This is a genomic window from Nonomuraea sp. NPDC049158, from assembly GCF_040648335.1.
In the GTDB taxonomy this organism is placed as follows: domain Bacteria; phylum Actinomycetota; class Actinomycetes; order Streptosporangiales; family Streptosporangiaceae; genus Nonomuraea.
Genome location: NZ_JBEZDM010000007.1, coordinates 345,830 through 368,087 on the forward strand (window position 1 = coordinate 345,830; position 22,258 = coordinate 368,087).

General features: G+C 67.6%; 22 protein-coding genes. 16 read left to right on the forward strand and 6 right to left on the reverse strand.

Annotated features, from left to right (window positions below):
- Positions 1-40: 40 nt before the first annotated feature.
- From AB0B61_RS18885 to AB0B61_RS18895, 3 genes are all read right to left on the reverse strand, one after another.
- On the reverse strand, positions 41-628 hold the full coding sequence (locus AB0B61_RS18885) for a DUF305 domain-containing protein (protein ID WP_358433027.1): 588 nt from the start codon (positions 626-628) through the stop codon (positions 41-43).
- A 178-nt stretch (positions 629-806) separates the two neighbouring features.
- Positions 807-1,454: a DUF305 domain-containing protein gene (locus tag AB0B61_RS18890; RefSeq protein WP_358433029.1), complete on the reverse strand. Its 648-nt coding sequence runs from the start codon at positions 1,452-1,454 to the stop codon at positions 807-809.
- Positions 1,455-1,537: 83 nt separating this feature from the next.
- Positions 1,538-2,002, reverse strand: coding sequence for a hypothetical protein (locus AB0B61_RS18895; RefSeq protein ID WP_358433031.1), 465 nt, complete (start codon positions 2,000-2,002; stop codon positions 1,538-1,540).
- 265 nt (positions 2,003-2,267) lie between these two features.
- Here AB0B61_RS18895 and AB0B61_RS18900 point away from each other — a divergent pair, with 265 nt between their 5' ends.
- On the forward strand, positions 2,268-3,686 hold the full coding sequence (locus tag AB0B61_RS18900; protein ID WP_358433033.1) for an MFS transporter: 1,419 nt from the start codon (positions 2,268-2,270) through the stop codon (positions 3,684-3,686).
- Between the two features lie 238 nt (positions 3,687-3,924).
- Positions 3,925-4,899 carry an NlpC/P60 family protein gene (locus AB0B61_RS18905; protein WP_358433035.1) on the forward strand — a complete coding sequence of 325 codons (975 nt, stop codon included), beginning with the start codon at positions 3,925-3,927 and terminating at the stop codon, positions 4,897-4,899.
- Positions 4,900-5,020: 121 nt separating this feature from the next.
- Here the strand turns inward: AB0B61_RS18905 and AB0B61_RS18910 are convergent, their stop codons facing one another.
- Positions 5,021-5,647 carry a TetR family transcriptional regulator gene (locus AB0B61_RS18910; protein ID WP_358433037.1) on the reverse strand — a complete coding sequence of 209 codons (627 nt, stop codon included), beginning with the start codon at positions 5,645-5,647 and terminating at the stop codon, positions 5,021-5,023.
- A gap of 101 nt (positions 5,648-5,748) precedes the next feature.
- Between AB0B61_RS18910 and AB0B61_RS18915 the strand changes: the two genes are divergently transcribed.
- The 4 genes from AB0B61_RS18915 (at position 5,749) to AB0B61_RS18930 (ending at position 8,305) form a co-directional block, all read left to right on the forward strand.
- Entirely contained in the window at positions 5,749-6,618 is an 870-nt protein-coding gene (locus AB0B61_RS18915) for an alpha/beta fold hydrolase (protein ID WP_358433039.1), read from the forward strand.
- Between the two features lie 35 nt (positions 6,619-6,653).
- Positions 6,654-7,523 carry a mycothiol conjugate amidase Mca gene (gene mca, locus AB0B61_RS18920; RefSeq protein ID WP_358433041.1) on the forward strand — a complete coding sequence of 290 codons (870 nt, stop codon included), beginning with the start codon at positions 6,654-6,656 and terminating at the stop codon, positions 7,521-7,523.
- Positions 7,524-7,667: 144 nt separating this feature from the next.
- On the forward strand, positions 7,668-8,165 hold the full coding sequence (locus AB0B61_RS18925; protein WP_358433045.1) for a hypothetical protein: 498 nt from the start codon (positions 7,668-7,670) through the stop codon (positions 8,163-8,165).
- Positions 8,166-8,191: 26 nt separating this feature from the next.
- A complete protein-coding gene (locus tag AB0B61_RS18930; RefSeq protein WP_358433091.1) occupies positions 8,192-8,305 on the forward strand; it encodes a hypothetical protein in 114 nt (37 codons plus the stop codon).
- Positions 8,306-8,586: 281 nt separating this feature from the next.
- Here the strand turns inward: AB0B61_RS18930 and AB0B61_RS18935 are convergent, their stop codons facing one another.
- The gene (locus AB0B61_RS18935) at positions 8,587-9,657 is read right to left on the reverse strand and encodes a LacI family DNA-binding transcriptional regulator (protein ID WP_358433047.1); all 1,071 of its coding nucleotides are present in this window, start codon (positions 9,655-9,657) and stop codon (positions 8,587-8,589) included.
- Between the two features lie 481 nt (positions 9,658-10,138).
- Here AB0B61_RS18935 and AB0B61_RS18940 point away from each other — a divergent pair, with 481 nt between their 5' ends.
- Genes AB0B61_RS18940 through AB0B61_RS18960 form a run of 5 tightly spaced genes read left to right on the forward strand, consistent with a single transcriptional unit; the run spans position 10,139 to position 16,120 of the window.
- Complete coding sequence (locus AB0B61_RS18940) at positions 10,139-11,425, forward strand: sugar ABC transporter substrate-binding protein (protein WP_358433049.1); 1,287 nt, start codon at positions 10,139-10,141, stop codon at positions 11,423-11,425.
- A gap of 2 nt (positions 11,426-11,427) precedes the next feature.
- Positions 11,428-12,375, forward strand: a complete 948-nt coding sequence (locus tag AB0B61_RS18945; protein WP_358433051.1) for a sugar ABC transporter permease — start codon at positions 11,428-11,430, stop codon at positions 12,373-12,375.
- Positions 12,372-13,199, forward strand: a complete 828-nt coding sequence (locus AB0B61_RS18950; protein ID WP_358433053.1) for a carbohydrate ABC transporter permease — start codon at positions 12,372-12,374, stop codon at positions 13,197-13,199. The genes AB0B61_RS18945 and AB0B61_RS18950 overlap by 4 nt, the downstream gene beginning before the upstream one ends.
- Entirely contained in the window at positions 13,196-14,704 is a 1,509-nt protein-coding gene (locus AB0B61_RS18955) for a family 43 glycosylhydrolase (RefSeq protein WP_358433055.1), read from the forward strand. Before AB0B61_RS18950 ends, AB0B61_RS18955 begins: the two co-directional genes overlap by 4 nt.
- A gap of 33 nt (positions 14,705-14,737) precedes the next feature.
- Entirely contained in the window at positions 14,738-16,120 is a 1,383-nt protein-coding gene (locus AB0B61_RS18960; RefSeq protein ID WP_358433057.1) for a GH1 family beta-glucosidase, read from the forward strand.
- 491 nt (positions 16,121-16,611) lie between these two features.
- Here AB0B61_RS18960 and AB0B61_RS18965 read toward each other — a convergent pair whose 3' ends face one another.
- Positions 16,612-17,667, reverse strand: coding sequence for a tyrosine-type recombinase/integrase (locus AB0B61_RS18965; RefSeq protein WP_358433059.1), 1,056 nt, complete (start codon positions 17,665-17,667; stop codon positions 16,612-16,614).
- A 177-nt stretch (positions 17,668-17,844) separates the two neighbouring features.
- Between AB0B61_RS18965 and AB0B61_RS18970 the strand changes: the two genes are divergently transcribed.
- The 5 genes from AB0B61_RS18970 to AB0B61_RS18990 form a co-directional block, all read left to right on the forward strand.
- Positions 17,845-18,180 (forward strand): metalloregulator ArsR/SmtB family transcription factor, encoded by a 336-nt coding sequence (locus AB0B61_RS18970; protein WP_358433061.1) that lies wholly within the window; start codon positions 17,845-17,847, stop codon positions 18,178-18,180.
- 12 nt (positions 18,181-18,192) lie between these two features.
- The gene (gene arsM / locus AB0B61_RS18975) at positions 18,193-19,422 is read left to right on the forward strand and encodes an arsenite methyltransferase (RefSeq protein ID WP_358433063.1); all 1,230 of its coding nucleotides are present in this window, start codon (positions 18,193-18,195) and stop codon (positions 19,420-19,422) included.
- Positions 19,423-19,712: 290 nt separating this feature from the next.
- Positions 19,713-20,141 (forward strand): MarR family transcriptional regulator, encoded by a 429-nt coding sequence (locus tag AB0B61_RS18980; protein WP_358433065.1) that lies wholly within the window; start codon positions 19,713-19,715, stop codon positions 20,139-20,141.
- The gene (locus AB0B61_RS18985) at positions 20,131-20,646 is read left to right on the forward strand and encodes a hypothetical protein (protein WP_358433067.1); all 516 of its coding nucleotides are present in this window, start codon (positions 20,131-20,133) and stop codon (positions 20,644-20,646) included. The genes AB0B61_RS18980 and AB0B61_RS18985 overlap by 11 nt, the downstream gene beginning before the upstream one ends.
- 226 nt (positions 20,647-20,872) lie before the next feature.
- The coding region (locus AB0B61_RS18990; RefSeq protein ID WP_358433069.1) for an MFS transporter at positions 20,873-22,258 on the forward strand (1,386 nt) is incomplete at its 3' end.

The window sequence follows — 22,258 nt, forward strand, 5'->3', positions numbered from 1 at the left end:
ACACGCTCCTCGCCCTGCTGTGACCCAGGGGCCCGTGGCGCTATTGGAGCCGAGCGAGGACCTTCTGCATCTGTTCCACTTCGGCCTGCTGGCCGGTCTCGATCGTGTCGGCGAGCTGCTTCGCCTCCGGATTCTTCCCGCGCTCCCGCTCGGTGCGGGCCATGGTGATCGCGCCCTTGTGGTGAACGATCATCATCTGGAGGAATGCCTTGTCGAAGGCGGCGCCCTTGGCGTCTTCCAGCTTCTTCATATCCGCCGCGGACATCATTCCGGGCATGTCATGCCCCATCCCCTGGTCCATGCCGCCGGACGGCAGCGGCTTCCCCCAGCCGGTGAGCCAGCCCTTCATGGTCTGGATCTCCGGGTCCTGAGCCGCCTTGATCTTCGCCGCCAGCTCCTTGACCTCCTTGTCAGAGGCCCGCGTCTCGGCCAGCTCGGCCATCTCCACCGCCTGCTGATGGTGCGGGATCATCATCTGCGCGAACATCACGTCCGCGTCGTTGAATTCGGCTCCCGGCTGTGCGCTCGTCGTCGGCGGCGCGGCTGCCGGCACGGGGTTGGGAAGGGCGGACGCGCTCCGGCCCGCCGTCATGCTGCCGCAGGCAGCGAGCAGCAGCGCTCCCGTCACCAAGGAAACGCCATGCGTGACCGCTGGTTTGGTGATCATCCCCGCTGAACCCCCCGATCGCAGGACATCAACCTGTGAGGAGGGCTCCTACCCTGTCCAGAAGGGCTCTCACCAGCGCGTTTCACCTCGGCGACGAGCCTGGTCGGCTGCCCGGCGGCCGGGCAGCCGACACTCACCGCTAGAGCCGGTCGAGGATCTTCTTCATCTGTTCCACTTCGGTCTGCTGGGCGCTCTCGATGGCCTTGGCCAGCTCCTTCGCCTCAGGGTTGGAACCCTGGGACTGCTCGGTACGTGCCATGTCGATCGCGCCGTTGTGGTGGGCGATCATCAGTTCGGCGAACTGCTTGTCGAACGCGGCGCCCTTGGCGTCTTCCAGCTTCTTCATGTCCGCCGCGGACATCATTCCGGGCATGTCATGCCCCATCCCCTGGTCCATGCCGCCGGACGGCAGCGGCTTCCCCCAGCCGGTGAGCCAGCCCTTCATGGTCTGGATCTCCGGGTCCTGAGCCGCCTTGATCTTCGCCGCCAGCTCCTTGACCTCCTTGTCAGAGGCCCGCGTCTCGGCCAGCTCGGCCATCTCCACCGCCTGCTGATGGTGCGGGATCATCATCTGCGCGAACATCACGTCCGCGTCGTTGAACGTCGCCGCCGCTTGATCGCTCGCCGACGGCTGAGCACTCGCTGACGTGGCGGCCGGAGCGCTGCTGGACATGGTGGACATGTCCTGCCCGCCCGTCGAGGCACTGTCCGTACCACCGCACGCGGTCAGCAGGATCAGCGCGGCACCTGAGGTGGCGACGACGGCGGAGAATTTCCCGATATTCATGAACATGGTGGTCTCTCTAATGATTTACGGACATGGCTGACACCTCCCGGACGACCTTGGAGATCGTCCGCAGATGGATCGGCCTATGTACGCATCACTGAGAGCCCGGTGAGGGTCGGCGCCAAGCGGCGTGGCGGCGACCTGGCCACTCCGCCCACCCATGGCCTCCTGGCAGCCATCTCCCCTGGCCACGGCCGCATTCTGGCCCAGGCCGCCGCGATCGACAGCGCGACGATCAAGGGCAGCACGGCCAGGCACACATCGGTCGGATCCAGCCAGACCGAGGTCCCAGCGCCCAGCACGGGTCCCTTGAACACGCCGACCGACGCGGCCTGCCCGGTGAGCTCGGCCCCGCCCTCCGGCATCGGGCCACCATGTGCCGCCTGCGCAGAAGTCTCCGCGTGCGCCGGAGCGTACGAGCTGAAGGGCGAGGCGTGATGCGAGGCCAGGTGCCCGAGCGCGTGCATGCCCCAGACACCCAGTACGAGCATCACCGGCAACAGCCATCGCGGGCAGAGAAGGGACGCCCAGCGGGCTGGTCCGCCCATGCACCCCTCCTCCTCCATGCCCTGCTTAGTACTCAGGACCACGAGCGTGCGGTTACACGCCGACTCCCCTTCGACTATCACTCATAGTACTGCGCTTCGGAACAGCGGGAGGGCAAAGCGCCGTCCCCCTGCTTGAGCCGCACCACCCTTCACGTCGCCCCCGTGGCGATGCGGTTATGGCACCACGCTTGACACATACCCCAGGGGGGTATAAATCTTCTCGGGACATACCCTACCCCGGTAGAGAATGACTGGAGAGTGCACCATGTCCGCACCATCCCCCCGGCGCTGGACCGCCCTGGCGCTGATCGCCATGGCCCAGTTCATCGTCATCATGGACACGTCGATCATCGGCGTGGCCCTCCCCCGCATCCAGGAGGACCTGGGCTTCTCCCAGGAGAACCTGTCGTGGGTCTTCAACGCCTACGTCGTCGCGTTCGGCGGCCTGTTGCTGCTCGGCGGCCGGCTGTCCGACCTGTTCGGCGCCCGCCGGCTCTTCGCCGCCGGCTGGCTGATCCTGCTCGCCGGTTCCCTGGTCGCCGGCATCGCTCCCGAGGTGTGGGTCGAGCTGACCGGCCGCGCCGTCCAGGGAATCGGCGCGGCATTGATCGCCCCCTCCGCGCTCACCCTGCTCATGATGCTCTTCGGCCGAGACCCCAAGGAGCTCACCAAGGCCCTGGCCCTGTACGGCGCCGCGGCCCCGGCGGGCGGCACCGCGGGAGTGTTCCTCGGCGGCCTCATCACCGAATACCTGAGCTGGCCCTGGGTCTTCTACATCAACATCCCCATCGCGCTCGTCGCACTGCTGGCCACCGGCCCGCTGATGCCCGCCGCCCAAGCCCAGCGCGGCTCCATCGACGTGACCGGCGCGCTCACCGTCACCGCCGGTCTCGGCGCCGCGGTCTACGCCATCGTCCGGGCGCCCGAGATCGGCTGGGATTCCGCGCAGACCTGGCTCGTGCTGGCCGGCGCCGTGGCTCTGCTGGCCGCATTCGTCGTCATTCAGGCCCGCCGCCGCGAACCGCTCGTGCGGCTGTCGATCTTCCACACCCCGAACCTCGCCGCCGCCAACCTCACCCAGCTGCTGCTCGGCGGCGCGTGGATCCCGATGTGGTTCTTCCTCAACCTCTACCTGCAGCAGGTCCTCGGCTACAGCGCCTTCCCCAGCGGCGCGGCGCTGGTGCCGATGACCGTCCTCATCATGATCGGCATGATCGTGCTCGCGCCGCAGATCATCAACCGGTTCGGCCCCAAGGCCACGACCATCACCGGCCTGGCCCTGCTCACCGCCGGCATGGGCTGGCTGTCCCTGATCAGCCCGAACGGCACCTTCGCCACCGACGTCCTGCCCGCCAGCCTCGTCGCCGCCCTCGGCATGTCCCTGGCCTTCATCCCCTCGCTCGGCACCGCCATCTCCTCCGCCCGCCCCGAGGAAGGCGGCCTCGCCTCCGGCATCGTCAACACCAGCTACCAGGTCGGCTCCGCCCTCGGCCTGGCCGCCATGACCGCCGTCGCCGCCGCCAACGGCGCCGGACAACTCGGCAACCTGCCCGCCCTGACCAACGGCTTCTCCTCCGCCTTCATCGGCGCCGCCGGCATCGCCGCCGTCGGCACCCTGCTCGCCGCACTGACGCTGCGCACCCGCACGGCCGTGCACGCCGAGCCCGCCACCACCCGTCGGTGACCCACCACAGGCGAAGGAGAATGGCACCCGACGCCGCGCCCGGCTCCCACGTTCTGGGAGCCGGGCGCACCTTTTCCCCCTGAACGGCACGCGTATCGCCCTATGAGGCAACATCCGCTAGGCCAGATAGTATGTTCCGCCGGCGAGAGCAATCGCTGCGAACTGGCCAACCGCTCCTCCACCTTCTGTACTATTGCGCCCCAGGTTTGGAGATTTACGAGGAGGAATCGTAGTGGCCGTGCCGGCAAGGCTTGGGCGTACAGCGATGGCGGCGGCACTGGCCTCGGCCGTATTGGTCTCCAACCCCGGCGGCGCCGCCGCCGCACCCCCGTCGCCCGCCAAGGCCAGGGCCAAGCTGGTGAAGCTGAACGAGAAAGCGGACGACCTGGTCGAGCGGCACAACCAGGCCACAGAGACCTACAAGTCGGCCAAGAAGAAGTACGACGCCCTCAACGCCAAAATCGGGCTTACGGATGATCGAGCCAAAACCCTGCGCAGTGACCTCGTCACGGCGGCGATCGGCGACTACCAGACCGGCCCGTTCCTATGGCAACGATTCGCCTTCGGGAGCGGCTCAGAGACGACGCTGAGCAGCATGGCCTCTCTGAACCAGATCGCGCAGGACAGGGCCGCGAAGGTACTCGCGTTCGAGGCGGCCACCAAGGAACTGCGCGACAGCCGCGCCGCGGCCAAACGCGTACTGGCAGATGCCGATGCAGCGCGCGACAAAGTACGCGACGAGAAGGAGGAAGTGGAAAAGCTCGTCAAGGAGCAGACCAAGCTGCTGCGCCGGCTGGGCGCCTTCAAGACCGGCGACCCCAACAGCACGGGCATCCCGTACACCGGCCCGGCCTCCGGCAACGCCCGCCTGGCGCTCCAGTTCGCCTTCGCCCAGATCGGCAAGCCCTACCAGTACGGCGCCGTAGGGCCGGGCTCCTACGACTGCTCCAGCCTCACCCAGGCCGCCTGGCGTAGCGCGGGAGTCGAGATCCCGCGCACCACGTACACCCAATGGAGCTGGGGCGCCAGCCGCCACGTCCCCCTCGACGCGTTGCAGCCCGGCGACTTGCTCTTCAGCAAGGGTCTGGGGCATATGGGCATGTACGCAGGCGACGGAAAGATGGTCCACGCACCTCAGACGGGCGACGTCGTCAAGGTGGTCGATCTCGATGACTACTGGCGCAATCGCCTGCTCGGCGCCGTCCGCCCCTGACGGAGCTCACCTCACGGGCATCCACCCCCGCTGGGCCGGCGCACCCGGCCCCGCGTTACGGGAAAGTCGGGAGATCACCAGGTAGGCGTGGCACGCCTACAGGTCGCGTCTGATCGTGGCCTCAGCGCGTCGCGTAGTCGGTCAGGGAGGTTTCCAGCAGTCCGAAGACCTGGTGGGCCGACCGGGTCACGGTGGAGGCGATCTGGCGGTTGCTCTGCCCCTCCCTCGTGAGGTCCATGATGTGCTCGAACAGGGTGCGGTGGGCGGCACCGAGCAGGGCGGCCGCCGCGCGGGCCGTGAGGTCGCCGGGGGCGGACGCGGTGTCGGCGGCGAGCACGTGGGCGAGGGCGTCTTCGCGCTGGTCGTGCAGGTCGCGCAGCCGGGCGGTAAGGGTGGGGCTGTCGCTGATCATGCGGGCGAAGCCCTGACTGGAGAAGCCGATGACGGCGTCGTGCCGCTCCACCCCGGCCAGGAACTCGCGACGCAGGGCGGCCAGCGCGGACTCACCCGCCGGCCGGTCGGCGACGGTACGGGCCAGGCCGGCGGCGAACGTCTCGTGATGGTCGAGGGCGAGGTCTTCCTTGCGGGGGAAGTAGTTGGTGACGGTCATCTTGGCCACCTGGGCGGCGGCCGCGATCTCGGTGATGGTCACCGCCTCGAAGCCCCGCTCGATGAACAGCCTGGTCGCGGCGCTGGAGATCGCCTGCCGAGTCTGCTGCTTCTTGAGTTCGCGAAGCCCCGTGGTCATGACACCACATCCTCTCATAGGCCGATCATAAATCCATGCTTGACACATTTTTAGGTCGAGCCTAAATTTAGGTCTCACCCAAGCGACACGGGAGAGACTCCTTGAACATCCCCGCCGGTTCCGACGAGACGGCAGCGGTCATGGCGCAGTTGCGTGCGCTGGCAGCAGGGCCACCGGAGCCGCCCGCGGACGCCGATTTCACTCCGGCGCTCCCCCGCATGGAGGAGGCCGCCGGGCAGTGGGTGAACACCTCTGGGCGTTCGGCGGCGGAGGCCGGCATCACGCTGTACATCCACGGCGGCGGCTTCGCGCACACCGAACCTCGGATGGAACGACTCATGGCCTGCCACCTGTCCAAGGCGACAGGCCGGCCGGTCTTCGCGGTGGACTATCGGCTCGCCCCTGCCCACCCCTACCCGGCAGCACTCGACGACGTGACGGCCGTCTTCAGAAGGCTGCTCGCTCGGGGCGTACCGGAGTCCCGGATCGTCCTGTTCGGCGAGTCGGCAGGCGGCACCCTCGCCCTGTCGGCGCTGCTGGCACTCAAGGAGAGCGCGGGCCCGATGCCGGGCGCGGTGATCGCGGTGTCCCCCTTGACCGATCTGACCCTCTCCAGCCCGTCGCTGGACACCAACGACGAACGAGACATGATCAATCGGGCGGTACTGAAGGGCGTCACCACCCAATACCTGGCAGGAGCGCGACCGGATCTGGCGCCTCAATCCCCCCTGTACGGCGATCTTCGTGGCCTGCCGGCCCTTCTGCTGATAGCCGGTTCCGCGGAGGTGCTGCTCGACGATGCCCGGCGCTTCGCGGCAGCCGCCTCGGCAGCGGGAACAGCGGTCACCCTCGATGTCTACGAGGGCATGCCCCATGTCTTCCACCTGGCGATGTTGCCGGGCGTACCCCTTCCCACCACGACCACGTTCCTCCGCCGCCTGGCGGAGTGGACCGAAGAAAGGCAGCGATGAGTCCGCGGATCGCCCCAGGAGAGCCCCTTCGCCTGATGAGCGTGCACGCCCACCCTGACGACGAGTCGAGCAAGGGCGCGGCGACACTCGCCAAGTACGCCGCGGAGGGGGTGGACGTCCTGGTGGTCACCTGCACGGGCGGCGAGCGCGGCGACGTGCTGAACCCCGCGATGGACCGGCCCGGCGTACGGGAGAGGCTCACCGAGATCCGGCGGGCCGAGATGGCGGCGGCCAGGGAGATCCTGGGCGTCCGGCAGCACTTCCTGGGCTTCATCGATTCGGGCCTGCCCGCGGACGGCGAGCCGCTCCCGGACGGCTGCTTCGCGGTCCAGCCGCTGGAGGAGGCGGCCGGACGGCTGGTGGCGTTGATCCGCGAATTCCGCCCGCACGTGATCGTGACCTACGACGAGACCGGCGGATACCCACACCCCGACCACATCAAGACGCACCAGGTGACCATGGCGGCCTTCGACGCTGGTCGCCACTCGGGAACGGGCGGACACTGGCAGCCGCTCAAGCTCTACTATCTGGGCACCCTGTCGCGAGCCTGGTTCCAAGCCATGCACGATGCCCTGACAGCGCGCGGGATCGACTCGGGAATGGAGGCCGTGCTGGCAGAGCTCCCGGACAGCGCCCCCACCCTGGAGATCACTACCCGCATCGCCTGCGCGGAGTACTTCGAGGCCCGGGACCGGGCGTTGCTCGCCCACGCCACGCAGATCGACCCCGCTAGCGGGTTCATGCTCCACGATCGTGATGTCGAGCGGGAGGTATGGCCTGTCGAGGACTATCACCTCGCTCGGTCCCACGTCGACGGCACCCTTCCCGAAGACGACCTGTTCGCCGGCCTGCGCCCGGCCGCGAGTGACACCCTGCTCGACCACATTCGATCCGGCCCGCGGTGACGACCACGTCCCGAACGCGGGCCGCTCCGGGCCGCGGCATCTTCAGGCCCGAGACGAACTCCTCCAGCCGGGCCGGTGAGCCTGTCAGGCCCTCTTCAACAGGACGGTTCAGGCTTGGCCCACCACCGCCACCGGGCAAGGTGCGTGCTGGAGGAGGATGCCCTCTCCATCGCCGCGAAGGGGGCGGGCAAGACGGTGCTGGCCTGCCTCGTCGGCCATGACGCTCTGATCGACGGCCACCTGCCCAGCTACGCCTTCCCCGAGCAGGCCGTGCAAGCGCTCGCGCACGCCGTACGCTACGCCGAGTGGCGCGACCGTCCCGCCGAGGCGGCACCCGCTTCCTTCCGCGTGCACGAGCGGACGGCGCGGCAGCTCGTACAACAGGAGCTGTCAGCCCACCCGGACGGCAGGTGGCTGTCCCCCGCGACCACCGCCCGGCTGCTCGACTGCTCCGGCATCACGATGGTGGAATCGATCGAGGTGGACGGCCCCGAGGCCGCAGCGGCCGCGAGCGAGCGCATCGGGCCGCTGCGCCCCGCTGCTGCACGGCTACCGTGGCTCGCCTCCGGTGGACGTGGAGGCCCTTGCCGGCCAGCTCGTACGAGTGAGCAGGCTGCTGGAAGACCCGCAGGCTCGCGCTGATCGATCCCGCACTGCCTGCGGAACTGCTGCCTTCGGGGTGGAGCGGCGCTCGCGCCGCCAAGCTCTTCCATCGGCAACACGCGAGGTGGGAGCCGGACGCGATGTGCGAGTGGGAACGCATCAGCAGACCGCCTGGATAGATCTCAATTCGCCGACAGTGGGTCAATGCCACGACCAACGGCCCCGCCTGCGAACCGAGGACGCGAAGCGGATCGCTACGTTGGAACGCGCGAAGACGCAGCCGGTGATGCCGTCAGGGATCGCCTGGCCGATAGCCTTCTGCTCGAGGTTCCAGGCGTCCAGGACCGAGCCGGGCTCGTGCCCTGATGCGGCTTGAACTGGTCCCTACGTCGGTGGGGTGAACCGCCATTGGCTCGAGGTCGTGTCGCTCGATCTCGCAACAGCCGGCAGCAGGTTTCTGTCAGTCGGCGGAGCAACCGCAGGTTTCGCCACGCCACACCACACACGCGAGAGTCTCATGACGGCTCGCGTCTTCGTTGCCCTCGAGGGCTTCTAGGAGGATCCGCACTGCGACCCGCCCGACGTCCTCCATTGGCTGTCGCACCGTCGTCAAGTGCGGTGTGATCAGCCGTCCCGCCAGTATTCCGTCGAAGCCGGTCACCGCCACCTGAGCCGGCACGTCCATGCCCTGTCCCCGAAGCGCGTCGATGGCGACGATGGCCTCCTGATCGGTCGCGCACACAAGAGCCTGCGGGAAGGAAGGCCGATCGAGAAGGCCGCGGACGGCGTCGATCGTCGACTGATCGTCGCCGGGATGGCTTCTCACCGGGGGCGGAGGGGCGATGCGCGCCTGCCGCAGGACCTCGGAGAAGCCCTCATAGCGCGCCACGAACTCCGGGGTGCCCAACTCGCCGAGGTAGGCGAAGTCGCGATAACCGTGATCGATCAGCAAGTGCTCGGTAAGACGGGCCATGGCGGCGCGGTTGTCGACGAAGACGGTGTGCATCCCCTCGCGCCGGATCTCCCCGCCGAGTTCGACGACGGGTATGCGGGCTGAGAGCTGTTCCAAAAGAGCGCCCGATGCGGCACCGGCGAACGCTATGAGGCCGTCCACGCGCCCCGCGACATCGATCACGCTCGGCAAATGTCCAGGATTATGGCCGGAGCCGAGCATAAGCGCGTAACCGTGCCTCCGGCACTCCAACTGGACGCCCCGCTGGACCTCGTCCGAATACAACGGGAAAAGCCGTCCGTCAGGAACGCGAGTCGAATCAAGCGGAGCGGAATCCGGGAAATCCGCGGCCGGCTCGAGTAGATAGTCGAACGCATACAGGCCCAGCGCTCCGGTCTTTCCTTTGGCAAGCCCCCGGGCATTCGCACTGGGCACATAGCCGACGGAGTCGGCAGCGCGCAGAACCGCTTGCAAAGTGTCCGCCTTCACCCGCTCCGGCTTGGTGAACGCAAAGGAAACCGTTGCGATCGACACTCCGGCAAGTTGCGCGACATCGTATACCGTCGGTCGCCTCGTCACGTCCGCCCCAATTCACGTCAGGAACCCATCAAGAGCACTCGTACAGTACCGGTTCGACGGCGCCCCAAGGCGCTCCCTTCGATTGTCGCCCGGTGACCGGAAGGTTCGGCCTTGGCGCGCGACCGCGCGGTGGACACGGCCAGCCGGGACCCTCATCACGATCATGTCCCACACGAGGAGAGCCGCCCCCGGGGAAACGCGGCCGCCATACGGAAGCCGCGCACCCAGGATGACGAGCAGACCGCGTCGATCTTGAGATCCATCCCTTCTACCAGGGCTTATCGCCGTATGGATCAAGAACGGCGATCCGCGTCGGGCGTGCGGCGCGCGCATCACCGTGCGAAGAGTTCAGCAGTGAGCATGGTTGCGCCACCCCATGTTATGCGCTTAGATGCCGGAACGGAGTCGATCCGGCACGACCTGTGCTCGCAGTGGAGCACCGTTCGCGCACCCCGCAACCCCCCATGCACGAAGGGGAACGATGATGATCCGACGGAATATGGCGACGGCCACGGCCGTCACCGCGACGCTTGCACTCATGCTCAGCGGTTGTGGGCGTTCGAACGACCGCCCGCAGAACGATGTGCCGGCAAGTCGCCTGACGAATGGTCCGGCCACTGGCACCGTCACTATCTGGGCGCAGGGCACAGAGGGTGAAGCGCTCGCCGATTTCCTCAAGCCCTTCAAAGAGAAGAACCCCGGCATCGAGGTCAAGGTGACCCCGATCCCGTGGGACTCGGCGCAGAACAAATATCAGACGGCGATCGCCGGCGGAACGACTCCAGACATCGGCATGCTGGGGACCGACTGGATGCCGACGTTCGCCTCGGCGCTCCGTCCGACGCCCGCCGAGATCGACACGAGCGACATTTTCCCGGTTTCGCGGCAGACGACGAACATCGGCGGCGCGCAACTGGGTGTGCCGTGGTACGTCGAAACTCGAGTGATCTACTACCGTACCGACCTGATGAAGAAGGCGGGGTTCGACAGCTTCCCCAAAGACTGGGCGGGATTCAAGGCGCTCGCCACGGCGTACCAGGACAAGGCCGGCGCGAAATACGGCGTCGTGCTTCCGTCCGGCGGGTGGAACGGTTTCTTGAACAGTCTGCCGTTCGCCTGGTCGAACGGAGCCGACGTCATGAACTCCGACCAGACGAAGTGGACGTTCGACACCCCGAAGATGGTCGAGTCCCTCGAATACGTCAACAGCTTCTTCAAAGAAGGCATCGCCAACAAGAATCCCGATTCCGAGTCGGCGTCCACGGCCTCGGCCTTCGTTGACGGTACCGTCCCGATGTTCATCAGCGGCCCGTGGGACATCCCGGGGCTGAAGACCGCGGGCGGCGCCGGTTTCGAGGACAAGTTCGCGGTGGCGCCGATCCCGGCCCCGCCGGGCGGGACGTCCACCTCGTTCGCGGCCGGCGCCAACCTCGCCGTGTTCAAGAACTCCAAGAACCCGGACGCGGCATGGAAGCTGATCCAGTGGCTCACGCAGCCCGAGGTCCAGGTCGCGTGGTTCAAGGCGGTCAACGACCTTCCCTCGCGGCAGACAGCGTGGAAGGACACCGCGCTGACGAGCGACCCGAAGGTGTCGGTGTTCGGTGAGCAGCTCAAGAGCGTCAAGACGGCGCCCGCCCTCACCACGTGGACGCAGGTGTCGGCGGCCGCCGACACGGAGATCGAGCGGATCGCCCGTGGCGGCAAGAGCCCGCAGGACGCGGTCAAGCAGCTGCAGTCGACCGCCGATTCGCTGGGAACCGGCGAATAGGCATGGCCGTGACCCGAGTCGCCGGCGCCGGAGCGTTGTCGCGCTCCGGCGGCGACGGCACCACCAGGGCGCGTCGTCGCCGGATGACGGTGGTGGCCTACCTCTTCGCTCTGCCGTTCATCCTGAGCTTCGCCGTCTTCATGGTGTTCCCGCTCGTCTCGTCGTTCCTGATGTCCTTCACCGACTTCAGGAACAGCGACATCGAGAGCCCGCTGGCCGTCAAGTTCGTGGCGCTGGACCAGTACCTCCGGCTGTTCGAGAACCAGCAGTTCGTACGGTCGCTGCTGAACACCGTGTACTTCGTCGCAGTGGGCATCCCGCTCACGATGGTCGCGGCCCTCGCCCTCGCCGTGGCGCTCAACAACGGGATCACGCGATTCCGCACGGCATTTCGCGTCGGTTTCTATGCCCCCGTGATCACGAGCATCGTGGCGGTCGCGGTGGTGTGGCGGTTCATCCTCCAACCGGACGGCCTGCTGAACACCGCGCTCGACGCCGTCGGCATCCAGGGCCCGGACTGGCTCAATGACCCGCTCTGGTCGATGCCTGCCATGATCCTCATGGCCATCTGGCGCAACATGGGCACCCTCATGATCATCTTCCTTGCCGGGCTGCAGAACATCCCCGCGAGCGTGCTGGAAGCGGCCGCCGTCGACGGCGCCACCGCCTGGCAGCGATTCGTCCGGGTGACCCTTCCGATGCTCCGCCCGACGCTGCTCCTCGGCGCCGTGCTCCTCTCGGTCGGGTATCTGCAGTTCTTCGAGGAACCGTTCGTCATGACGAAGGGCGGCCCGCTGGACTCCACGCTCTCGATCAGCTATTTCACCTACAACCAGTTCGGATTCGGCAACTACGGCACCGCGTCGGCGGCGAGCTACGTGCTCTTCATCGCCATCGCGCTGCTCAGCATCGTGCAGTTCCGAGCCTTCCGCCCCAAGGAAGCGCCATGAGGAAGCCCACCATCCCGGGCCGGGCCCTGGTGTACATCGTGCTCGTCATCGCCGTTGTGGCCACGCTCATCCCGTTCGTCTGGATGTACCTCGGTTCGGCGAAGACCCAGTCGGAACTGCTGAGGCGACCGCCCACATGGTGGCCCAAGACGTTCACGTCCGAGAACTTCGCCACGTGGTTCGGCCGGCTGAATTTCCAGACGTTCTTTCTCAACAGCGTCATCGTGGCCGTCTTCACGGTCCTAGGAACGCTGTTGTTCTGCTCCATGGTCGGCTACGCGCTCGCGAAACTCGACTTCGCCGGCAAGCGGATCCTCTTCCTGCTCGTGCTGGTCACGCTCATGGTTCCCGGCGTCGTCACGTTCATCCCGCTGTTCGTCGTGGTGAGCAAACTCGGGATGGTCAGCACCTACCCTGCGCTGATCATTCCGTTCCTCGCAGGGCCGATGGGCGTCTTCCTCATGCGCCAGTTCATCAGTGAGATCCCCGACGCGCTCATCGAAGCCGCCCGCATCGACGGCGCGGGCGAGGTGCGCATCTTCACGCGCATCATCCTGCCGCTCTGCGGGCCGGCATTGGCGACGCTCGCCATCCTCACCTTCCTCGGATCGTGGAACAACTTCCTGTGGCCGCTCGTGGTCGCGCAGACCGAGGACATGTACACCCTCCCCGTCGCGCTCTCCCTGTACTCGGTGGGGCAGAACGCGACCAACTACGGAGTCCTGCTGGCCGGCTCCGTGCTGGTCATCACCCCCGTGCTGCTGCTCTTCGTGGCCCTGCAGCGCTACTTCATTCAAGGAATCACGGCGACCGGAATCAAATGACCTTCGAAACGCGAAAAGGCAGGCGCCGCGAGGCCGCCGGCGTGCATCCCATCATCGGCGGCTTCTACCCCGACCCGAGCATCTGCCGCGCCGGCGCCGACTACTACCTGGTCAACTCCTCCTTCGAATACTCCCCAGGCGTCCCGGTCTGGCACAGCACCGACCTCACCCATTGGACCCAGATCGGCAACGCCCTGACCGGCACCGATGGGTTCCAGGCGGGAGAAGCCGGCGCCAGCAAGGGAATCTACGCTCCGACACTCCGCCATCACGCGGGCCGCTTCTGGCTGATCACGACGAACGTCTCCACCAGCGGCGGCCAACTGCTGACGTCGACGACGGACCCGGCCGGCCCGTGGGCTCCGGCCGTGGTGATCGACGGCCTGGCGGGCATCGATCCCGACCTGGCCTGGGATGACGATGGCACCTGCTACGTCACGTACTGCTCGACACGCCCCGGCCTGGAGGGCATCGCCCAAGCCCGAGTCGATCTCGAAAAGGGGGTGGCGCTGGAGGAGCCAAGGCCCGTGTGGCAGGGGACCGGACTGGCCTTCCCCGAGGCTCCACATCTCTACCGCCGCGACGGGTGGTGGTACCTGATGATCGCCGAAGGCGGCACGGAACGCGGCCACGCCATCACCATCGCCCGATCCCGAAACCCCGACGGCCCCTTTGAGCCCGCCCCCGGCAATCCCGTCTTCTCGCATCGCAGCACCACGCATCCGGTGCAGAACACGGGGCACGCGGACCTCGTCGAAGCCCCCGACGGACGGTGGGCGGCCGTGTATCTCGGCGTCCGCCCGCGCGGGATGACCCCGATGTTCCACGTCAACGGCCGCGAGACATTCCTCGCCGGCATCGACTGGATCGACGGGTGGCCGCGGTTCGACGAGGGTCGCTTCGTGTACGAGATCCCCGACCGCGCCTTCCTGGATCGATTCGCCGACCCCTCACTCCATCCTCGCTGGGTCTCCCCCGGCGCTCCCCTCGGCGAATTCGTCTCACCCGCCGAACCCGGCATTGCGTTGATCCCGGCCGCCTCCGCCAGCGGGAACGTCAGCGCCCTCATGACCCGGGTGACCGACGAGCGCTGGCGCTTCGACGTCGCGCTACGGACGGCCGACGGCGCGGCGGGCGTCCTGCTCCGACTCGATGACCGCCACTGGTGCGAGTTGCGGGTGAACGACGGCTCCGCGCACGCGGTTCTGCACATCGGTCCGCTCGAATCCCCCATCGGCGAGGCCGCGACCGGCCTGGGGCCGACGCCAACGGTGCGGATCGAGTCACTACCCGCCACCCACGACGGCCCAGACGACATCGCATTGTCAGTGATCCGCGACGGCCACAGCGTGATGCTCGCGCGCTTCGACGGCCGGTACCTCTCCACCGAGGTGGCCGGCGGATTCACCGGCCGGGTCGCCGGTGTCCGCGCCATCAGCGGCACGGTGGAAGTCGCCTCTGTGCGGTACGAGGCGGATGACGCCTACCTCGATCCCCGGCCATGACGCCATGACTCAAACCTTTCGCGAGGAGCTCCAGTGAGGTTTCCCCACGAGTTCGTCTTCGGGTCCGCGACGGCCGCGTACCAGATCGAAGGCGCCGCCGCCGAGGACGGGCGCGGCCCGTCGATCTGGGACACATTCAGCCACACGCCCGGCCGGACGGTCAACGGCGACACCGGAGACGTCGCCGACGATCACTACCACCGTCTCGAGTCCGACCTCGACCTGATGGCCGAGCTCGGGCTCGAGGCCTACCGGTTCTCCATCGCCTGGCCGCGGGTCATTCCCACCGGCGTGGGCCCGACCAACCACAAGGGCGTCGATTTCTATTCGCGCCTGGTCGACGGGCTTCTCGAACGCGGCATCCGCCCGGTGGCGACGTTGTATCACTGGGACCTCCCCCAGCCCCTGGAGGATGAGGGAGGGTGGACCAGCAGAGCCACCGCCGACGCGTTCGCCGAGTATGCGCGGGTCATCAGCGCCGCGCTCGGGGACCGTGTCGACACCTGGACCACGCTCAACGAACCCTGGTGCTCGGCCTACCTCGGCTACGGCAGCGGCGTGCACGCGCCCGGACACACGAGCAGGCTGGAGCCGCTGCTGGCCGTGCACCAGCTCAACCGCGCGCATGGCCTGGCCATCCAGGCGATGCGTTCGGAGGTCAAATCCGACGCGAAGTTCTCCGTCACGCTCAACCTGCACGTGTTCCGCCCGGACGGCCCGAGTGGCGAGACCGCGCGCTCAAAAGTGGAGGCGCTGTCGAACGACGCGTTCCTGGGGCCGATGCTGGAGGGTCGTTACACCGACCGTCTCCTGGAAACGACGGCCGACATCACCGACTGGTCCTTCGTCCAGGATGGGGACCTGGAAACCATTCACCAGCCCATCGACGTCCTGGGCGTCAACTACTACAACACCAACCGGGTGCGGATGTCGGACGGGTCAGACGACCGGGAGCGGTCTGACGGACATGGCCGCTCGACCGCTTCTCCTTGGCCCGGCGCCGAAGACGTCGAGTTCCTCAACCAGCGGGGTCCGCTGACCGAGATGGGCTGGAACATCGATCCGGACGGCCTCCGCGACCTCCTCACCGACCTTCATGAGCGATATCCGAACCAACCCCTCATGATCACCGAGAACGGCGCCGCCTTCCCGGACACCGTCGACAACGGGATGATTCACGACGAGGACCGGATCGACTACGTCCGGCGGCACCTTCAGGCAGTGTTCGACGTCATCGAGAAAGGCGTCGATGTGCGCGGCTACTTCTTGTGGTCGCTCATGGACAACTTCGAGTGGGCGTACGGATACTCGAAACGCTTCGGGATCATCCGCGTGGACTACGACACCCAGGCCCGCACGCTGAAGGACAGCGCCCGCTGGTACGCCAACGTCATCCGCTCACGCGAGCTCTCATGACCATGATGCTCAGGCGCTCCGCATGGGAAGCGACACCAAGACCGCAGGATCACGGGCTTGTCTTCGCCTCGCTCGTTGGCACACCGCTCGATGCCCACAACGTCAGACGAGCGTTCCGGAAGATCGTCAAGGACGCCGGGATGCCCGCCTACTAGTGGACACCCCGTGAGATGCGCCACAGCTTCGTCTCGCTGCTCTCCGACTCCGGTGTCCCCTTGGAGGACATCGCCCGCCTGGTCGGCCACAGCGGGAGGCGGTCACCGAAGCCGTCTACCGCAAGCGGATCCGCCCCGTACTCGCCTGATGCTCGCCGGGCCGTGTGCCCTGAGACGGGAGTTGGAGGCTCTGCGTGGACGAGTTCTGGCGGCCGGTCCGTGATTCGGCCTCTAACGCTTGACCTCCTCTCCCCTTATGCGAGACTGCCGCCAGGAGCGATGCGGCGGGGCAAGATCATCCACCGTATCCCTCGTCGGCGCCTCCCCTGGGCAATCTCAAAGCCCTACGCCGCGCATCGGATTGTCCCGCCACTTGTCGGCCGCCCGGATGTAGCCGTGGACCACAGGAGACTTCTCCGACCACCGACCATGCCGGGCGATGGCCGACACCGAGGCGCCCGCCTTGGCTGCGGCCGTAGCCCCGCCTGCCCGCAGCGAGTGTGCGGTGTAGGTATGCGCGTCCTTGAGCCCAGCCCTCTCCGCCGCACGCCGCACAATCTGGTTAAGCCCGTCTCCAGACATCCGGCCGGTGCCGCGCATGGTCGCCCCCGGCGTGCCTGACAGTCGCCCGTGCCGGTCAATGGCGCGCAGCAGGGGCCCGTCAGTCACCCCGTGGGTCTCCAGATCTGCCAGCCAAGTCCGGACCACACGCACAGGACAGGTCTCCGGGTGCGAGCCGTACGGGACGGGAACGACCTCACCGATCGCGTCCTGGTCGGTCTTGGACCGGCGGATCGTCACTTCCAGGCCGTCCTCGGTAATTGCCAGGTCACCGATGTCGAGCGCCGCCAGCTCGGAGCGGCGACCCATGAGGGCGAAGCCGAGCACCAGGACCACTCGGTCGCGCAGGCCGACGAGGGTGGCAGGGTCGGTGGTGTCCACCAGAGCACGTAGCACGGTCAGCTCGGCGGGCGGCGCCTTCCGCGTACGCTGCCCGGCGGAGCTGCGCTCCTTGCGGTAGCCACGCAGGGCGAGCCGGGCGAACTCGGCATTGAGTTGGAGCCCGGCCTTTTTGTGCCGGGACTGGATGCAGGCCAGCGCGCGCTCGATGGTCGAGGGCGCAGGGAGTGTGCCCTTCCGGGTGGGCGTGGCGGCCAGGTGGGTGACGTACTCGGTGACCGTCTCCGGAGTAGCTGGCAGCGGCCTGCGGCCGTACGCCGCGCACCATGCGGCGAAGGTCTCCCAGTCCCGTTGGTACGCACGGCTGGTGTTGGCGGCGAACCCTCCGGCGACCCGAGCCCGCGCCGCATCGGTCAGTTCGCTGTCGGCCGCGTTCGCCGGGATCGGTAACGGGGTGGTCGGGTCGCCCTCCAGTCGTACCAACTCGGTCATCGGGCGGTCTCCCCACTTCAAATGATTAAGGTTCTGGGTCGCGATAAGGTATTTTATCGCGACCCAGATTCACGCCACAACGATCTCGACGGACTTGGTCGAGCGAGGGCGAACCTCCGAGACCTGTGGATGGCGCAGCTTCTCTGTAGGCACTTTATCGACTATCGTCGATTGACGATGAATAAGGAAAAGGGGCCGCTGCCGCGCGCGGAGGCCGAAGAGTACGCGAGCTGGTTCAAAGCACTGGCGGACGCGACGCGGATCCAGATCGTGTCGCTATTGGCTCGGCGGCGCGCGCCGATGAGCGTAGGCGAGATCGTGACCGCCTCCGGGGTGGGCCAGTCCACCGTCTCGCATCACCTGAAGATCCTGGCCGAGGTGAGGTTCGTACTGGTCGAGAAGCAGGGCACCTCCAGCCTGTACTGGATCAACGAGAACTGCGTGAGCTGTTTCCCGACCGCCGCCGACGTGGTCATGGGCAACCCCGTGCCGGCCACGCCCACCTGCGAGTGAAGGAGCTTCTCCATGGCACACGAGGAGATCATCGATCACTACTCGGCCTTGGCCCGTGCTGCGGACGCCGGTCGGATCGTCGCCGACTGCGGGCAGGACGCGTTCGATCAGGGCTGCTTCGGCGCGGCCGGCTATGACGAGCTCGACGTGCTGCCCGAGGGGGCGGTGAGGGCCAGCCTGGGGTGCGGCAACCCGGTGGCCGTCGCCGCGTTGCAGCGTGGTGAGACCGTGCTCGACCTCGGCTCGGGCGGCGGCATCGACGTGCTGCTGTCAGCCCGCCGAGTCGGCGAGCAGGGCAAGGTCTACGGGCTGGACGCCAGCTCCGACATGCTGGCGCTAGCCCGGCGCAACGCCGAGCAGGCCGGCGCGACCAACGTGGAGTTCCTGCACGGCACGATCGAGCGCGTGCCGCTGCCGGACCGGTCGGTGGACGTGGTCATCTCCAACTGCGTGATCAACCTGTCCGGTGACAAGGCCGCCGTACTGGCCGAGTCGTTCCGGGTGCTGCGGCCGGGCGGCCGGTTCGGCGTCAGTGACGTCGTCGTCGACGGCTCGATCGATCCGGCCGCTCGCGTGGCGGCCGAGCAGCGCATCGGATGCGTGGCCGGGGCGCTGCCGGTGGCGGAGTACCGGCGGTTGCTGGCGGCCGCCGGGTTCGCCGGTGTACGGATCACACTGAGCGCCGATCACGGCGACGGTGTGCACTCGGCGATCGTCCAGGCCGTCAAGCCCGCCTCTGTGCCGGGGGTAGAGATCCGGCCGATGCGCGGGAGTGACGCCGAGCAGGTGCTGGCCATCTATCAGGCCGGGCTGGACACCGGCCAGGCCAGCTTCGAGACCGTCGCGCCGAGCTGGGAAGGGTTCACCGCGGCCAAGCTGCCGCACCTGCGTTTTGTGGCCGCCGACACCGAGACGGGCCAGATCGTTGGCTGGGTGGCGGCCTCGGTGGTCTCGGCCAGGCCCGTGTACGCGGGCGTCGTGGAGCACAGCGTGTACGTTCACCCGGGCTGCCAGGCGCACGGTATCGGCCGGGCGCTGCTGTCGGCGTTCATCGCGGCCAGCGAGGACGCCGGGGTATGGACCATCCAGTCGGGGATCTTCCCGGAGAACGCCGCCAGCCTGTCGCTGCACCAGGGACTGGGCTTCCGCGTGGTCGGCACCCGCGAGCGCATCGGCCGCCACCACGGCGTCTGGCGCGACGTCATCTTCATCGAACGCCGCAGCTCTGCCGCTGGAGACTAGCGGCGACGCCAACGGGTGAGAGTCGCGGAGAGTCCCCGGGGGGGTCATGGCCAGGGCGCGGATCAGGCTCGCGGTCGAGGCTGCCGCGATCGGCCAACTGAGGGCGGGTCCCATCGCCATGAGAACGACCAGTGCTACCCCCGTCCAGGATGGTGAGGCCGACTGCCCGCCGAGGACGACTAGACGGATTCTCCGGTCGGCGCGCTGAGTTGCACTGTCTTCTGTGGGGCCGAGTGTGATCACATCGGATTTGGTTGTGCCATACAACAAGATAGTTGTAAGGTCGAACCATGGCGGATGAGCGTGAACTCCAGGAAGCGGTGGGAAGCTTTGTCCGGGCCTTCGGTCTCCATCGGCCTGACCAGACCCCCTGCGGGCGACCCATCCCGGTATCGGAGGCCCACGCGCTGGGCGAACTGGCCAGGGACGGCGCCCTACGGCAAAGTGATCTGGCTCAGCGACTCCGCCTGGAAAAGAGCACCACCAGCCGCCTGGTCACCCAGCTCATCAACCGCGGCTGGGCCGAGCGCACACCGGCCCCAGATGACGGGCGCGGCGTGCTGGTCCAGCTCACCCCCGCCGGGACCAACGCCGCGGCGCAACTGGCCAAGGCCAGAGCGGCACGCTTCGCGGCGATCCTGAACCGTGTCCCTGCCAGCGAACACGCCAGTGTGCTGCGCGCCCTCGAAATCCTCACGGAGGCAATGGATGAAACGTAAGAATCGACGGGTCCTGCTGCTCATCACCGCGCTCGCGGCCATCGCCGTCGCCTCGGCCGTCTATGTGCTCATCGGCCAGAACGGACAACCCGCCTTGGCCGATCGCCAGGCGGAGATCGCGGCCAAAGGCCAGCGGGTGATGCCGTTCGACCTTGAGCGCACCACCCACCGCTTCACCAAGTCCGCCACCGGCGGCCTGCAGACCGTCACCGCGGATGACCCGGCCGACGCACAGCAGGTCAAGCTCATCCATGAGCACCTCACCAAGGAAGCCGCGAACTTCAGGCAAGGCGACTTCGGCGACCCCGCCTCCATCCACGGCGGCGACATGCCGGGCCTGCGCGACCTCGAACAAGGCCACAGCCGCATCGACATCCGCTACGCCCCCACCTCCACCGGAGCCCAGATCACCTACACCACCTCCGATGCGTCCCTGATCAAGGCGCTGCACGCCTGGTTCGACGCCCAGGTCTCCGACCACGGGCAGCACGCCGAACGCGGATAGATCCTTCCGGTTCAGGCGCCCCGTTCAGACTCGCTGTTTTCATCGGACACATACGCGGCCCTTATACCCCTCCGGGGTAAGGTCCTGTCTCGGATGTACCTAACCGGGGTACGGTTCAAGGCCTAGTGCGCCGGAGGCATCTGGCGCACGAGGCCATCCCTACGGAGAATCCCTCGGCGGCACGGGTCGCCAAGCACCTAAAACTCGATCTTGAAGGGATGTTCCGTTGTCATCTGCGGATATCGGCTCCACTCAGCGCGCCGGATTAAGGCAGTGGCTCGGGCTGGTCGTGATGGTCCTGCCCGCCATGTTGCTGTTCATGATGCTCACCATCTTGTTCCTGGCCATCCCGCAGCTGGCGGCGGAGCTGAAGCCGAGCAGCACCCAAACGTTATGGATCATCGACATCTACGGCTTCTTGATGGCCGGGCTGCTGGTCACCATGGGCACCCTGGGCGACCGGATCGGTCACCGGCGGCTGCTGATCGGCGGCGCGGTCGTCTTCGCCGTCGTCTCGCTGCTCGCGGCCAACACCTCCGATCCCGCTCTGATGATCCTCTGGCGGGCTGTGCTGGGCGTCGCGGCGGCCACTCAGATGCCCGCCACGCTGGGGCTGATCTTCGCCACGTTCGCCGACGCCCGCCAGCGCGGCATCGCCGTCGGGGTGTGGTCGGCCGGTATCTCCGTCGGGACCGGCCTGGGCCCGGTGCTCGGCGGGGCGCTGCTGGAGGCCTTCTCCTGGCGGGCTGCCTTCCTGGTCGCGGTGCCGGTCATGGTGGTGGTGGCGATCGGCGCGGCGCTGCTGCTGCCGGACAACCGCAACCCCGCCGCGAGCCGCCTCGACCTGGTCAGCGTGGCGCTGACGCTGGCGACCCTGCTGCCGATCGTCTACGGCGTCAAGGAACTGGCCAAGGACGACGGCCTCGTGCCGGCGCTGGTGAGCATTGCGGCCGGGCTGGCGTTCGGCACCTGGTTCGTGCTCCGCCAGCTCCGGCTGGCCGAGCCGCTGCTGGACGTGCGGCTGTTCGCCAACCGCACGGTCAGCGGCGCGCTGGGCGTGTTCCTGCTCGCCGCGACCGCGCTCGGCGGCATCTACCTGCTGTTCACCCAGTACCTGCAGCTCGTCGAGGGACTCTCACCGCTGCAGGCGGGGCTGTGGGTGCTGCCCGGCGCGGCGCTGCTGGTGGTCGTCTCCACCCTCTCGCCCGTCCTGGTCCGCCGTATCCGCCCCGGCCACCTGATCGCGGCCGGGCTCGCCGTGCAGGTGATCGGCTATCTGATGCTCACCCAGGTCGGAGCCACCGGCGGGCTTCCGCTCCTGGTCGCGGGATTCATCGTTCTCTACCCGGCCGTCGCCCCCTCGATGGCGCTGACCACCAACCTGGTCGTCGGCTCGGTACCGCCGCAGAAGGCCGGCGCGGCTTCCGGACTGGCCACCACCTGCAGCGACCTGGGCATCTCACTCGGCATTGCGATCCTCGGCAGCATCGCCGCCGCCATCTACCGCGGTCAGGTCAGCGCCGAACTGCCCGGCGGCCTGCCGCAGGAGGCCGCCGCGGCCAGCCGCGACAGCCTCGACGGCGCGGTCACCGCGGCGCAGACGCTGCCGGGC

Coding starts and splice junctions, on each gene's coding strand:
- AB0B61_RS18910 (WP_358433037.1), bottom strand. CDS start 5,647: ATGACCACGGGGCTTCGCGAACTCAAGAAGCAGCAGACTCGGCAGGCG.
- AB0B61_RS18965 (WP_358433059.1), bottom strand. CDS start 17,667: ATGACCGAGTTGGTACGACTGGAGGGCGACCCGACCACCCCGTTACCG.
- AB0B61_RS18890 (WP_358433029.1), bottom strand. CDS start 1,454: ATGAATATCGGGAAATTCTCCGCCGTCGTCGCCACCTCAGGTGCCGCG.
- arsM (WP_358433063.1), top strand. CDS start 18,193: ATGGCACACGAGGAGATCATCGATCACTACTCGGCCTTGGCCCGTGCT.
- AB0B61_RS18955 (WP_358433055.1), top strand. CDS start 13,196: ATGACCTTCGAAACGCGAAAAGGCAGGCGCCGCGAGGCCGCCGGCGTG.
- AB0B61_RS18980 (WP_358433065.1), top strand. CDS start 19,713: ATGGCGGATGAGCGTGAACTCCAGGAAGCGGTGGGAAGCTTTGTCCGG.
- mca (WP_358433041.1), top strand. CDS start 6,654: ATGAGCGTGCACGCCCACCCTGACGACGAGTCGAGCAAGGGCGCGGCG.
- AB0B61_RS18970 (WP_358433061.1), top strand. CDS start 17,845: ATGAATAAGGAAAAGGGGCCGCTGCCGCGCGCGGAGGCCGAAGAGTAC.
- AB0B61_RS18900 (WP_358433033.1), top strand. CDS start 2,268: ATGTCCGCACCATCCCCCCGGCGCTGGACCGCCCTGGCGCTGATCGCC.
- AB0B61_RS18950 (WP_358433053.1), top strand. CDS start 12,372: ATGAGGAAGCCCACCATCCCGGGCCGGGCCCTGGTGTACATCGTGCTC.
- AB0B61_RS18895 (WP_358433031.1), bottom strand. CDS start 2,002: ATGGGCGGACCAGCCCGCTGGGCGTCCCTTCTCTGCCCGCGATGGCTG.
- AB0B61_RS18985 (WP_358433067.1), top strand. CDS start 20,131: ATGAAACGTAAGAATCGACGGGTCCTGCTGCTCATCACCGCGCTCGCG.
- AB0B61_RS18940 (WP_358433049.1), top strand. CDS start 10,139: ATGATGATCCGACGGAATATGGCGACGGCCACGGCCGTCACCGCGACG.
- AB0B61_RS18945 (WP_358433051.1), top strand. CDS start 11,428: ATGGCCGTGACCCGAGTCGCCGGCGCCGGAGCGTTGTCGCGCTCCGGC.